13 protein-coding genes and 1 pseudogene are annotated in these 12,481 nt (G+C 51.0%); 3 read left to right on the top strand and 11 right to left on the bottom strand.

Annotated features, from left to right (window positions below; translation table 11 throughout):
* The 7 genes from FBQ85_17115 to FBQ85_17145 form a co-directional block, all read right to left on the bottom strand.
* Positions 1 to 436, bottom strand: a 436-nt coding sequence (locus FBQ85_17115) for a DUF1730 domain-containing protein (protein MDL1876868.1), incomplete at its 3' end; no start/stop codon positions are given.
* A gap of 178 nt (positions 437 to 614) precedes the next feature.
* Positions 615 to 920: a non-heme iron oxygenase ferredoxin subunit gene (locus tag FBQ85_17120; protein MDL1876869.1), complete on the bottom strand. Its 306-nt coding sequence runs from the start codon at positions 918 to 920 to the stop codon at positions 615 to 617.
* Between the two features lie 16 nt (positions 921 to 936).
* Positions 937 to 1,152: a YgiT-type zinc finger protein gene (locus tag FBQ85_17125; GenBank protein ID MDL1876870.1), complete on the bottom strand. Its 216-nt coding sequence runs from the start codon at positions 1,150 to 1,152 to the stop codon at positions 937 to 939.
* 96 nt (positions 1,153 to 1,248) lie between these two features.
* Positions 1,249 to 1,758 (bottom strand): acyl-CoA thioesterase, encoded by a 510-nt coding sequence (locus tag FBQ85_17130; GenBank protein ID MDL1876871.1) that lies wholly within the window; start codon positions 1,756 to 1,758, stop codon positions 1,249 to 1,251.
* Entirely contained in the window at positions 1,755 to 2,786 is a 1,032-nt protein-coding gene (locus FBQ85_17135) for an MBL fold metallo-hydrolase (protein MDL1876872.1), read from the bottom strand. Before FBQ85_17135 ends, FBQ85_17130 begins: the two co-directional genes overlap by 4 nt.
* Before the next feature lie 275 nt (positions 2,787 to 3,061).
* On the bottom strand, positions 3,062 to 3,934 hold the full coding sequence (locus FBQ85_17140; GenBank protein MDL1876873.1) for an Mrp/NBP35 family ATP-binding protein: 873 nt from the start codon (positions 3,932 to 3,934) through the stop codon (positions 3,062 to 3,064).
* A gap of 512 nt (positions 3,935 to 4,446) precedes the next feature.
* Positions 4,447 to 5,073: a superoxide dismutase gene (locus FBQ85_17145; GenBank protein ID MDL1876874.1), complete on the bottom strand. Its 627-nt coding sequence runs from the start codon at positions 5,071 to 5,073 to the stop codon at positions 4,447 to 4,449.
* Positions 5,074 to 5,469: 396 nt separating this feature from the next.
* Here FBQ85_17145 and FBQ85_17150 point away from each other — a divergent pair, with 396 nt between their 5' ends.
* Complete coding sequence (locus FBQ85_17150) at positions 5,470 to 7,782, top strand: hypothetical protein (protein ID MDL1876875.1); 2,313 nt, start codon at positions 5,470 to 5,472, stop codon at positions 7,780 to 7,782.
* Between the two features lie 191 nt (positions 7,783 to 7,973).
* On the opposite strand, the pseudogene FBQ85_17155 reads toward FBQ85_17150, so the two are convergent.
* Both FBQ85_17155 and FBQ85_17160 read right to left on the bottom strand, forming a co-directional pair.
* Positions 7,974 to 8,180, bottom strand: a pseudogene (locus tag FBQ85_17155) (hypothetical protein).
* 56 nt (positions 8,181 to 8,236) lie between these two features.
* A complete protein-coding gene (locus FBQ85_17160; protein ID MDL1876876.1) occupies positions 8,237 to 8,518 on the bottom strand; it encodes a hypothetical protein in 282 nt (93 codons plus the stop codon).
* 359 nt (positions 8,519 to 8,877) lie between these two features.
* On the opposite strand from FBQ85_17160, the gene FBQ85_17165 reads away from it, so the two are divergent.
* Positions 8,878 to 9,702, top strand: coding sequence for a T9SS type A sorting domain-containing protein (locus FBQ85_17165; protein MDL1876877.1), 825 nt, complete (start codon positions 8,878 to 8,880; stop codon positions 9,700 to 9,702).
* A gap of 85 nt (positions 9,703 to 9,787) precedes the next feature.
* On the opposite strand, the gene FBQ85_17170 is transcribed toward FBQ85_17165, so the two are convergent.
* Positions 9,788 to 10,015: a hypothetical protein gene (locus tag FBQ85_17170; GenBank protein ID MDL1876878.1), complete on the bottom strand. Its 228-nt coding sequence runs from the start codon at positions 10,013 to 10,015 to the stop codon at positions 9,788 to 9,790.
* 153 nt (positions 10,016 to 10,168) lie between these two features.
* Between FBQ85_17170 and FBQ85_17175 the strand changes: the two genes are divergently transcribed.
* Positions 10,169 to 11,770, top strand: a complete 1,602-nt coding sequence (locus tag FBQ85_17175; protein ID MDL1876879.1) for a sigma-54-dependent Fis family transcriptional regulator — start codon at positions 10,169 to 10,171, stop codon at positions 11,768 to 11,770.
* Here the strand turns inward: FBQ85_17175 and FBQ85_17180 are convergent.
* Complete coding sequence (locus FBQ85_17180; GenBank protein ID MDL1876880.1) at positions 11,767 to 12,099, bottom strand: 6-carboxytetrahydropterin synthase; 333 nt, start codon at positions 12,097 to 12,099, stop codon at positions 11,767 to 11,769. The genes FBQ85_17175 and FBQ85_17180 overlap by 4 nt on opposite strands.
* Positions 12,100 to 12,481: the final 382 nt, after the last annotated feature.

Consider the following 12,481-nt stretch of genomic DNA (forward strand, 5'->3'; position numbering starts at 1 on the left):
ACACCCGATCGAGCACCGGCCCGGTGTCGACATAGAATTTGCCTTGATACTCGGCGCCCACTCGCGTGCGGAGAAACCCGTCTAGCGCTTCCAGCTTGCGGAGCAAAACGTCGTGATAATCATCTCCCCAGGCATAACGTGAAATCCAACCGCGTTCTGGATCTCTTATCTCGAGGGAAAGCGGTTGCGGCGTGTGATAAATGACGCCGATGACGATGACGGATTTCACCTCCGGCAGAATCTGGCGCGCATCAAGGCGTTTCGGTAATTGCCGGTGCAAATAGTCCATGTTGCCGGCATAACCGGCGCTCAACCATTTCGGATAAAACTCCAGTTCGTCGAACAGAGCCACGGGCGCGATGCCGAATAATTCACAGCCGTGCGCGCGCGCAAACTCTTGCAACTCTTTTTTGAGCGAGGCAGAAACGGTTATCATGTTGCCTGTAAACGTTCGGCGTCCATTCGCAACAATTCATTTCTTTCTTCGCTCGGACATTCAGGGAATGAGAAGTGTTCAATCTTGAAAATTCAATATGGCGCAAAAACCGAGCGGAAGTGTTGCATCAATTTGAAATGCAGAAGATCACCGGCGCGCCGCGGCCAATCTCAAAAGCTCACACCGCAACTTTTATCTCGCCGCCTTCGACTTTGACGGCATAGGTTTGCAGCTTTTGCGCGCGATTGAATAGACTTTCGCCGGTGGTGACATCATATTGCCAACCGTGCCAAGGGCAGGTAACAGTGGTGTTTTCCAATTCTCCTTCATCAAGCGGGCCTTGGCGATGAAGACATTCCTGCTGCGTCGCGTAGAATTTACCTGCGATGTTGTAAATCGCGATGTCCTTGCCTGCGAGCTGCACTTTCCTGGCCGTGCCGGCGGGGAGATCCGCTTCTTTGCAAACGGTGATGAAATCGGGCATGATCCGCTCCTCCTTATCAAAAACAAAGCGTTGTTAGTAAGCGATAGTTGCTTCGGTTTCTGCATCCCAGTTGATTGCGGGAACGGAAATTCTCGGGGCGTTTGCAATTTTTTTTTGGATTTTCCAGCAATGTTGCAATGCGACGCCCGACTTCTGTGGTCACGACTTTCCCGCCACATTGCGGACAAACTCCAGCGGGCACGTTCTCAATCACGATAAGTTGTCCCCGAATCCAGAAATCCTACTTGATTCGCTTTTCAACAATCGGGGTATCGCAAATTTCACATTTCCCGTAATCATACTCATTGCGTTTTTGCTTTGCCGTAGGTTATTCCATCTTAGCAATTTTGTTTTTTACTTGCAAGCGTGTTGCTCGCCGGACTTCGGCCTCGTGCCAACGCCGTTTTTCGGCATCCGTGATGGGAATATATTCCGGCACGACCACTGGTTTGCCAAATTCGTTGAGCGCGACAAAGGTAAGATAAGCAGAACTGGTATGCTGGCGTTCGCCGGTAAGCAAATTCTCCGACCACACTTTGACGCCGATTTCCATCGAGGTATGAAACGCACGATTGAGTGCGGCTTTGATGATGATCAAGTCTCCAACTTTAACGGGGTGGCGAAATTCCAGGGAATCGACGCTGGCGGTTACAACCGCGCGGTGGCAGTGGCGGGAGGCGGCAACGGCTGCGGCAATGTCAATCAAGTGCATGACTTTGCCGCCAAGAATATTGCCCAGCAGGTTGGCGTCATTGGGCAGCACGATTTCCGACATTTCCGCGGTTGTGGAGGCGGCAAACTCTCTTTGGTTATCTTCGAGGGGCGCTGAAAAACTCATGGGCTGAGGTGAATCTCCATGCCTTCGCGCGCGGCAAAGGCGTGCTTGAAAAGGGTGCGGGCATACTCCTCGATGTGATCCATATCCTCATCCGTATGGCGCGGGTTATGGTGAAACAAAATCAACTTTCCGACTTTTGCTTTCTGCGCGACTTCGCAGGCCATGTCGATCGTGCTATGGCCGAAGCCTTGCGTGGGAAAATGCGGATTGGAATATTGCTCTTGCGTATATTGCGCATCGTGAATTAACACGTCTGCGCCGCGCGCAAATTCGATCAAGCGCGAGTCGCCGCCGGTATAACCTTCGATGTCCGTCGCATAGACCACGCGCTTGCCATTGTTCGTGATTTTAAAAATGAACACCCCGTCTTTGGGATGGGCGTAGCTGCGCAAAATGCTGACGAGCAAATCGCCGGTTTGCGCCGCCGGCAACTCTTCATGCGCGTCGTAAATTTTAGGGGCTTTGTCGGAATTGCGGTAAAGCAAACGATCAGAATCCGCCAAATTTTCTATGCTTTTCTGCGCATTCAATTCTTCCAACCGTACCGGGCAATAACGCGCCGTCATCGTCAATGAGATGCTGTCGCGCAAATCTTCTCCCAAGAGTTGCGGCCCGTAAACGTACAAACGCGTTTTGCTCGAATAGGCCGGCAGGAAGAACGGCAATGCCTGAATATGATCGTGGTGAGTATGGCTCAACAGGACGGTGATCGTGAGCGGCTCGTGAACCGCGGACGGGGTCGCCTTCAGCGCTCGTTGATATTCCGACATCAGCAAGTCGCCCAGGCCAATCAGCCCGGTGCCGGCATCGAGTATGATGCGATGAAAGGCGTTCCGGATTTCCACGCACGAGGTATTGCCGCCGTACTTCACGGTGTTCGGTCCGGGCACGGGATAGCTGCCGCGCACACCCCAAAAGCGAATCCACAACTCTTCCGGCATGGGCTGAGCCGGATCGCGTTTTGTTTGCTGCTCCGAGCGATATTGGCTTTGCGCTTGACCTGCGGTAGGGTTATCGTTGCTGGCCATAGAACTCCTCTCGCGCTGCGAATCCCAAGATTATTCCTACAATGACGAAACTCCCTCCGCGCTACACCTTATCCCTTAAACTTTGAGGTATTACATTCCCACCTTCTCAACTGCGTAAATTTTGATCAGAACGTCATACATGCTGACGGAGCGAACCCACGGGACCATAACGCGACGATTTATTGCGGCCTAAGCGGCAACCTGAAACAGCGCGCCTCCAGGTTAGCGCAAGCGCCGAGATGCGCTCGCACTGTTTGTTAGCTGATGACAACAACTCAGGAAAGTTTAAACACTTTTCCCAGCAACTCCCGGCCTTTGCCGGATTTCGCGTTCAACTCGTCGATTTGTTGTATCAACTTTTCGGCAATTTTTTGGAAGGCCGTCTGAATTTCAGCTTGGGTGTTCTGCGTCACAATCGGCCGGCCTTCATCTCCGCCCACGCGAATCGCCATGTTCAACGGCACTTCGCCGAGAAACGGCGCTTCGAACTTTCGCGCCGCCTCCTGCCCGCCGCCGTGCGAAAAAATCTCGGTGCGCTTGCCGCAATGCGGGCAACTAAAGTAACTCATGTTTTCGATGACGCCCAGCACCGGCACCTCGACTTTACGAAACATGTTGATGCCCTTTTTGGCGTCGCTGAGTGCAACGTCTTGCGGCGTGGTGACGATCACCGCGCCGGTCAGCGCGACCGCTTGCGAAAGCGTCAACTGCGCATCGCCCGTGCCCGGCGGCAAATCGACAATCAGGTAATCCAATTCGCCCCAATCCACTTCTGTCAGAAACTGTGTGATCATGCGTCCCACCAACGGCCCGCGCCAAATCACCGCGGTATCGCCTTCGTTGACGTAACCAATCGACACGACTTTCAATCCGAATTTTTCAATCGGCTGAATATGCCCCTCGGGTGTGGCGGTAAGTTTCGCATTCATCGTATCCGTCATCATCGGAACATTCGGGCCGTAGATGTCGGCGTCCAACAAGCCGACTTTCGCGCCTTTTTGCGCCAACGCCACCGCGAGATTGACAGACACCGTAGTTTTGCCTACACCGCCTTTGCCGCTGGCAACCGCGATAATGTTCTTGGCGCCCGGCACCGGGCGCGGACCCTGCTGTGGTTGTATGGGAAAATTGGGAGAATTCATGCTCATTCGCTCAGATCTTTAATAAAATGAATTTGATTCAACTTTGCCCATCATTAAAACTCGCATAAAGTGCGGGCAATATAACAAAAAATTTTGGGTTGTCAAACTTTTTTAAAGCAAGGCTTTGTGAGAATAAAGATGCTTAATTTCGCCATTCATTACCGGACACTTTTTCTTCTGCCACGGATGAACACAGATTTTCACTAATTTTAAATGCTCTCAAATAGTTTCTTGCAAACAAATCTCTGAAATCCGTGTAGATCAGTGTAGATCAGTGTAGATCAGTGTAAATCAGTGTAAATCAGTGTAAATCAGTGTAAATCAGTGTAAATCAGTGTAAATCAGTGGCAAAAAATTTTAATTCGGAGAAGTGTTCAGTAGTAATTTTGCCATAACTCTCCGTCAAAATCCAAATAAAAGGCCTCGAGAGTTTTGCTCCCGAGGCCTTTTCTAATTTTGATCTCGCCGCTTGCGGGATGACACATCCTGGTTACAACCGTGGCCCTCAAGAGCGAAGGTTATTTCACGAAAGCCTTAAAACGATCGTTAATGCGGCCCCAATGCAATTTCGCGATGAAATTGTCGATGTATTTCGCGCGGCCCGGGCCGTCTTTGTGATAATACGCATGCTCGAACACATCGCAGGCGATGAGCGGAACGCCGCCCCAAATCGCGCCATATTGATGTTCATCCACCAACACGTTGATGAGCTGCTTCGACCACAGGGCATCATAAACCAGCAAGCCCCAGCCGCTGAGCTTGGCCGAAACCGAGGCCGCTTTGAAATCCGCTTTCCATTTATCGAATGAGCCGAATTGCTTTTCAATCGCTCTCAAAACCTCAGGACCTTTGGCGGGATCGCCATCGCCGCCCATGACGGCCCAGTAAACATCGTGCAGCAGCGCGCCGGAATGATTCCAGGTGTAACGGCGTTTCAGCTCGCCGATCTCGCTGTAATTGCCGTTGGCATCCGCCGGATTGGCTTTGTCGAGCGCCTGCTCGATTTTGTTCAGTACCGTGACGTAGCCTTTGTGATGCGTATTATAATGCCAGTCCGAGGTTTCCGGACTAACCACGTCCTTCAGCAGCGTTTTTGCTTCTTCGTCGCTGTAGGGGCGCGGGGTCAGCTTATATTCGTAAGCCATAACGTCCTCCTAAAGTATTGCAGGTGAATATTCCCGGCAAAGTTTATTGTAGTGGCATGCTTCGGGAAAAATTTTAACACAGGCAATATCGCAAATTCAAGGCGGAATGTCAACCGTGGAGTTTCGGCGCTTGACTTTGTCGCCTCATTGTTTATCTTGATCCACGATTTGCATTTCATCCTGCCTATTGATACATCGTTAAGTTCGAGATTTCCCCGTACTTTTGTCACTGTCATTCAGGAGGAATCTTGTGAGGTACTGGGTTCGCGGCCGATTCGAGCCGTTTTCCCAATACTTCACCAGATTCTTTCTGACATCACGGTGTTTGGTCAACTTAACGTTGTAGTACTCTGTCGAATAACAAATCCATATGAAACAGTAAAATCAAGCCGCCATATGATCGGTCGAACCATATCACATTACAAAATCCTCGCCAAGCTCGGCGAAGGCGGGATGGGCGTGGTCTATAAAGCCCTCGACGTCAAACTCGACCGTCATGCTGTTTTGAAATTTCTCCCGCCCGATCTCACGCGCGACCGGCAAGCCAAAGAACGTTTCATCATCGAAGCCAAAGCCGCTTCCAGCCTGGATCATCCCAACGTCTGCACCATTTATGAAATCAATGAAACGGCTGAAGGGCATTTGTTCATTGCGATGGCGTATTATGACGGCGAGACGTTGAAGGAGCAAGTGGCAAGGGGCAGGTTGCAAGTGGACAGTGTGCTTGAGATTGCCAAACAGATCGCGAGCGGCTTGTCGCGGGCGCATGAGGCCGGCATTGTGCATCGCGATATCAAACCTTCGAATCTCGTCATCACCAAGCGCAATGAAGTCAAGATCATCGATTTCGGTTTGGCGAAATTGGTAGGACAGCAGCATCTCACCAAAAGCGGGGCAACATTGGGCACAGTTGCCTACATGTCGCCCGAGCAGGCGCAAGGTTTGCCGGTGGATCATCGCACCGATATTTGGTCGCTGGGCGTGGTGATGTATGAAATGCTCACCGGACAACTGCCGTTTCAGGGACATTACGATCAGGCCGTGATGTATGCCATCGTGAACACCGATCCGCAATCTGTGATGCAGCTTAGGCCCGAAGCGCCGGCAGGCTTGACTCAGGTGGTTGAAAAGGCTTTAAACAAAAATCCGGCGGAACGGTATCAACACATTGATGAATTGCTCGATGAGCTGAAGGCCGGCGGCAAGCAGTCTGCGAGCAAAAGGCTCAAGCAATCCTCCCCATCTCGCAAATCTGCTTTGAAGAAGCGCGGGTTGCTTTCTATTGGCGCAGCAATCTTGCTCGCAGCACTGATTTACGCTGGCATTCACTTCCTTCCCAAATCGCCTGCACGCTTCGATTCGATTGCGGTGCTGCCGTTGCAAAATCTCTCCGGAGATCCCGAGCAGGAATATTTTGCCGACGGCATGACTGAAGCGTTGATCGCAAATTTGGCAAAGATCAAATCCCTGCGCGTGATTTCGCGGACGTCGGTGATGCAATTCAAAAACACGCGCGAAGCATTGCCGGAGATCGCCAAAAAGCTCAATGTCGATGTCGTGGTCGAAGGCTCGGTCGCGCTTGCAGATGGCCGCGTGCGCGTGACGGCGCAACTGATCGATGCAGCGCAAGACCGCCATTTATGGGCAGAGAATTATGATCGCAACCTGCGCGACGTGTTGGCCTTGCAAAGCGAAGTGACGGACGCCATTGTCAATGAGCTGCGCGTGCGGTTGACGCCGCAAGAGCAACAGTACGTAACCAATGTGCGGCCGGTTGATCCCGAAGCTTATCAACATTACTTGAAAGGCCGGGAATATTTCAACAATCTCGCTTTTGAAAAAGGAGTGGAGAGTTTTCAACAAACGATTCTTCTTGACCCGACCTTCGCGCCTGCTTATGCCGGCTTGGCAACATGTTATATTTGGTCAAGAATATCCGGACCAAGTGGCGGCCCTCAGCCGAAAGCAGTTTATCCCCGAGCCAAAGCCGCTGCTTTAAAGGCTCTCTCGTTGGATAAAAACTTGGGAGAAGCGCACGCTGCTCTCGCAATGGTCAAGTTCCACCATGATTGGGAGTGGGATGGCCCGGAGCAAGATTTCATGCGCGCGCGTACCCTCGAACCGCAGAATCCGACCATACTGATGTGCTATTCATTCTATTTGAGACTTACAGGCCGATTTGATGAAGGTATGAGCCTTCTTCAGAAAGCGATCGCGCTTGACCCCCTTTCACCTCTGTATAGCTTGCTGATTGGACGAGCCTATGGCTTGGCGCGTCGCTATGATGAGAGCATTGCTAAAGTACAGCCATTGCTCGAGGTTTATCCCAATCACTGGGCTGCCATCTATCAGTTGGCGTGGAATTACTATTTCAAGGGCATGTATAAAGAAGCGCTCTCGTTTGCTGAAAGGGGGCCGGAACTGCATCAGAAGATTTACATCTATGCCAGGGCAGGAAGGCGAGACGAAGCTTTGAAATTTCTCGATGAATTGAAGGGTTTTTCATCACACCAATATCATGATGCTTTTTATACAGCAGTCGCATATATCGGCCTTGGGGATTATGAGCAGGCTTTTGAATATCTAAATCAGGCTTACCTTGATCGTTCATCCGAAATGATACTTCTAAACATCGAACCCGCCCTCGATCCGATTCGTTCGGACCCGCGCTATGCGGAGCTGTGCCGGAAGATGGGGTTGGAAGAATGAATGTAGAAGGTTTCGTGACGTAGAATCATGCGGAAGGCGTTTGATCTCTTCGCGCGGAGAGATAAGCTTCGAGTTCCATCGTAAAGCGCTGCCATAACTCCGGTAGTTTTTGTGCCAACGGCTTCAAGGGTACTTCCTGCAAAGCAATGCCATAGCCGTGAACGAAGAAATGGCGAAAAGCGCGATATCCATCCATAAATTTTCACCCTTCTTTCTTCTACCAGATCATTAAACAGAGTTCTTTGCGACAGATCAACCAAATCCACCGGTTTGGAAAGGTGCCGCATCAACTCCCCGTAGAACTTGAAGAACAGTGCCGGGTTAATCCCCTTGACGCCCAAATCAATATCACGGGCTTGGGCCGGATCGTGCAAAGAAGAGCCGAAAAGATAGATCATTGATACTTCATACTTGCGAGCGCAGGTTGTGATAACATTTTTATCAGCCTCGTTGATTATTGCTTACCTCCGAAATGTGGTTCCCACCATTCGGCGTCAACGTGCTTGAAGTCATTCATCACCTCGCGCAAATCAGCCAGAAAGAGCGGATCGCTGGCGGCCTGTTCCATGAGGCGGAGCTTTTCTTCCTCCGTTTCGAGCGAAGTGTCGTGTTTGCTCTGTTCCTGTTGTCGCAGAATCGGTTCCACGAGCAGATAGTCGTTCATCGGCAAAATGACCCCGATTTGACGGCCTTGATTATCCGTGATGAATTGCTTGCTCAATGTAGTTTGGTTCATCGCCTGTCCTCGCGTTTCAAGTTGTCTTTTTCATGGAAAAAATATAGCGATAACGGCTTAGGATGGCAACGAGAAATTTTGAAGCTAAGTTCTACGTCTCGTTTCTACAATTCCCCAACCTGCTTTCAGCATCCAATTTTTCAGAAGAACCCACCAGTCCGCTTCCAAATTTTCTGAAACACAAGACCCTGTAAAGCAAAGCCTGTCTTTACGTTTCCAGTTATTTGGAAACGCCTCATCCATTTCATGTCTGCGAGAGACTGTGCCTTGCCGCAGTGCCCCAATAAAATCAATGTATCACCTCAAGCAGGATTTGCTTGTGCCAATGGCACTATTGTTGAAAAGCCTCGCATCACTAAATGCGCATTCAGCTCAAATTCACGCATGGTTACTTGAACAACCGGAAGGGACGTTTTGCCATGAACAACAAAAGAAAAGCTACAGCATTGGTTTTCCTCCTTGCGATCATCATGATGGCCTCGAACGTTACAGCGCAAGATGATTTGACCGGAGCCTGGTTAGTCAATGCAACGAACACGACTTTTGGTATTTCCTTTGAGTCTCTACGAACCTATCACGCCGGTGGGACGATGACGGAGGTCGCGAGCGCACTGCCTACTCTAACAGAATCGCCAGCGCACGGGGTGTGGGAGCGACAGGGCAACGATTATAGCGCAACGTTTATGGTCTTTGGATTTGATTCGTTGGGGCAGCTTTCCATACGAATTAAAGTTCGCGAGGCGCTCCGCTTAATCAGTTCAGATAGCATCAGTATCACATGGAAGGCGGATGTCATTCTGCTCGATGGCAGTGTCATTCCAAATGTTGCTGAAGGATTCGGCTCGGGCGCGCGTTTGCGTGTACAGTCGCTTACCGCTGTCAACGAAACGCCTCACAATGCGCCGGCATCTTTTGAATTGCTGCAAAACTATCCCAACCCTTTTAATCCCTCCACGACGATTCGCTTTGAAGTGGCAAAGGCTTCGTATGTGAACCTCAAGGTGCTCGACACGCTGGGCCGCGAGGTGCGCACGCTGGTGGATCGCAGTTACGGGCCGGGTTCATATTTCCAGGTGTGGGATGGAAAAGACAGCCGCAACCTATCTGCGCCCAGCGGCACTTATTTTCTGCGCATGAATGCCGGCGGATATGTGGATACGAAGAAGATGACATTGATCAAGTGAGAGGGCCAGGCGCGTAGGGCAAGGTGCTTGTTTCTACGGCTGCAATCTTCGCAAGCGGATCAGAGGGGCGGGGCTGATCCGCTTTTTATTTCTTACGCGTTTGATACGCTGCTTTCAATTTCTGCCAGCGTGCACGTACACTCTCTTCCTCTGCTGCAAGCGCATCAGCCCATCCCAATTGATCCACAGAGGCCATTAGGGCCTCGAGCTGGCGGAATTTCACTTCGGGTGGAGTCTTGCGCAATTCTTCGCGTTCCGCGGCATTGACCATTTGCCAACGTTTGCGAAATTTTTTGGCCTCGATTTTCGTCATGCTGTGCCTCAGAATTTCAAAGTCGTCTGCAATAATTCAACCGGAGTTTCGTTTCGTCCTCGTCATAACAATGCTCGGCGTAAACTTCAGGCAATCCTTCTCTTCCCATCTTCCTTGATTGAGCACTTCCAAATATACAACAAACCCGGCAAAATGCAACACCGCACAGGTTTGCCAGGAAGGAAGCCGGCATTTGACTTTCTTGCTGAAATTCTTACCTTCACTGGCATGAAAGTCGCTGAAGAGAAATGGGAACGCCTCGTCGATCTTGCCTGCCTGCTTCATGAACAAAATGATTTTCACGAGATTCTGCGCGTAACGGCGCAGCAGGCGGCGAGCTTGCTGCAGGGCGAAACGGCATTGCTCCTCATGATCAATCCGCGCACGCGCGAGACCGTAAAAACCGTGATGCGCGAAGGCCGCGCCAACGATGATCGTCGCTTCAAAACCGCGCAGAACCAATTGAGCGGATGGATCATGCAGCAGCAACAGCCGTTGTTGAGCGAGGATGTGGCACGGGATGCACGCTTCAGCCGCACGGCTTGGGGCGAGGTTGCGATCAAATCGGTTATTGGAGTGCCGCTACGCAGCGAAGGCGCGTTCATCGGCACGTTGATCCTGTTGAATAAGATTTCAAATGCCGGATTCAATGAAGAAGATCTCGCCTATCTTGACAAGTTTGCCGTCATTGCCGCCCCATATTTGCGCAACGTGCAGAAAATCGCCGAGTATTTTAGCACGCCCTTGCCCGAAACAGCATTACTGGTGAAGTATGAACAAGCAGGACTCCTGGGCAAGTGTTCGAGATTCGTCGAATTGTTGCAAGCGGTGGAGGCCGCGGCGCGTTGCGAGGTGCGTGTTTTGTTGGAAGGCCAAACCGGCACGGGCAAGGAATTAGTGGCGCGCGCAATTCATCAATTTGGCAAAAGGCATAATCATCCCTTCATCGCGATTGATTGTGGCGCGATTCCGGCGAATTTGATCGAGAGCGAGCTGTTCGGACACGTGAAGGGCGCATTCACCGGCGCTATGCACGAGCGCAAAGGCCTGTTCGACGAGGCCAATGGCGGCACGCTGTTCATGGATGAAATTGCCAATCTGCCGCTGGAGATGCAGGCCAAGCTCATGCGCGTGCTGGTGCAAAATGAGCTTCGCCCGCTCGGCGGGAATAAAACCCACAAGATCGACGTGCGCATCATCTCGGCTTCAAGCCACGCGTTGCGCGAGTTGGTGGAGAAAGGCCAATTTCGTGAGGATTTGTATTACCGGCTTCACGTCTACCCGATTGCAGTTCCGGCGCTGGCCGAACGTCGCGAAGATATTCCTTTGCTGGCGAATCATTTTTTGAAAGAATTTGCGCGACAACAGCAAAAGCAGGCGGAGTTATTCCATGCGCGCTTGCTCGAGGGATTCAAATACTTGCGCTGGGAGGGAAATGTTAGGCAGCTCGAAAACGTCGTCGAGCGGTTGGTGACGTTAGCCGCGCCGGACACAAAAGTATTGGATGAAAAAATCTTGCCTGCCGATCTCAAAAAACAATTGAAGCAAACCGCCGTTGTTACAGCGCTGAATGATGATCTCGCGTTACCGGAACATCTTGCCGCTTATGAAACTCAGCTCATTCGGCAAGCGCTGGAGGCAAACGCGTGGAGCCAATCGCAAGCCGCCCGGCAATTGCGCATTCCGGTGCAGACGTTGCATTATAAAATGAATAAGTTGGGTATCAGCAGATCCTCGCGGCAAATGAAATCCTAAGCCTCTAGCTCCGCCCACTTCCCCTCTCCCTCCCACACACGAATCGTGAACGGATACTCCCACTGCTCACGAAAACGCCGGGCCAACATTTCGCAAATATTTTCCACCGAAGGGTATTCCAAAAAATCATTCAACGATTTGTGATCATAGTCGGCGAGAATCTTGCGGATAATAGTTTTCATGTCGCCAAAGTCGAGTATCATGCCAGTTTTGTTTTCGCCGCTGATAATGACCTCGATTTTGTACGTGTGGCCATGATTCGTGCCGCACTTGGCATGACCCGGCAAAAAGTGCGCGCAATCCATATATTCGATGTAACCAAGCTTCATACTAAAATCCTTGAAAAATTTTGTTCGTTACGGCCAAAGACGCAAATGCGGTATGCTCGTTGCTCTGAATTGGGCTTCGGCAGACTCAGGCTTCGACAAGCTCAGCCTGCGTTAATGTCTAACTCTCTCATACAACAGCAAAGGCAGCGGTCAAGTCCTCGCGGAACTTTAAAGTTCGAAATGGTCGAGAATTTCTGGGAGAAATGCAAGATTTGAAAATTCGCTTGCATGCCGTAAAAAAAGTCCTAAACTCACACGAACCTGAGTGAAGCCAAGCTGGCGTATGTGAGGCCGGACTTGGACTCGGCGCATTGGGGCATGAATCAAGGCCGTGACGCCCATGTCCGGCTGCACACAACTCGGAAGGAGGCTGCATGCTCAA

The sequence above is a fragment of the Cytophagia bacterium CHB2 genome, from assembly GCA_030263535.1.
GTDB lineage: Bacteria > Zhuqueibacterota > Zhuqueibacteria > Zhuqueibacterales > Zhuqueibacteraceae > Coneutiohabitans.

Bases quoted from the DNA above. Each gene is read 5' to 3' on its own strand.
- FBQ85_17120 (MDL1876869.1), bottom strand. From the start codon at position 920: ATGCCCGATTTCATCACCGTTTGCAAAGAAGCGGATCTCCCCGCCGGC.
- FBQ85_17130 (MDL1876871.1), bottom strand. From the start codon at position 1,758: ATGAGTTTTTCAGCGCCCCTCGAAGATAACCAAAGAGAGTTTGCCGCC.
- FBQ85_17135 (MDL1876872.1), bottom strand. From the start codon at position 2,786: ATGGCCAGCAACGATAACCCTACCGCAGGTCAAGCGCAAAGCCAATAT.
- FBQ85_17140 (MDL1876873.1), bottom strand. From the start codon at position 3,934: ATGAGCATGAATTCTCCCAATTTTCCCATACAACCACAGCAGGGTCCG.
- FBQ85_17145 (MDL1876874.1), bottom strand. From the start codon at position 5,073: ATGGCTTACGAATATAAGCTGACCCCGCGCCCCTACAGCGACGAAGAA.
- FBQ85_17150 (MDL1876875.1), top strand. From the start codon at position 5,470: ATGATCGGTCGAACCATATCACATTACAAAATCCTCGCCAAGCTCGGC.
- FBQ85_17160 (MDL1876876.1), bottom strand. From the start codon at position 8,518: ATGAACCAAACTACATTGAGCAAGCAATTCATCACGGATAATCAAGGC.
- FBQ85_17165 (MDL1876877.1), top strand. From the start codon at position 8,878: ATGCGCATTCAGCTCAAATTCACGCATGGTTACTTGAACAACCGGAAG.
- FBQ85_17170 (MDL1876878.1), bottom strand. From the start codon at position 10,015: ATGACGAAAATCGAGGCCAAAAAATTTCGCAAACGTTGGCAAATGGTC.
- FBQ85_17175 (MDL1876879.1), top strand. From the start codon at position 10,169: ATGCAACACCGCACAGGTTTGCCAGGAAGGAAGCCGGCATTTGACTTT.
- FBQ85_17180 (MDL1876880.1), bottom strand. From the start codon at position 12,099: ATGAAGCTTGGTTACATCGAATATATGGATTGCGCGCACTTTTTGCCG.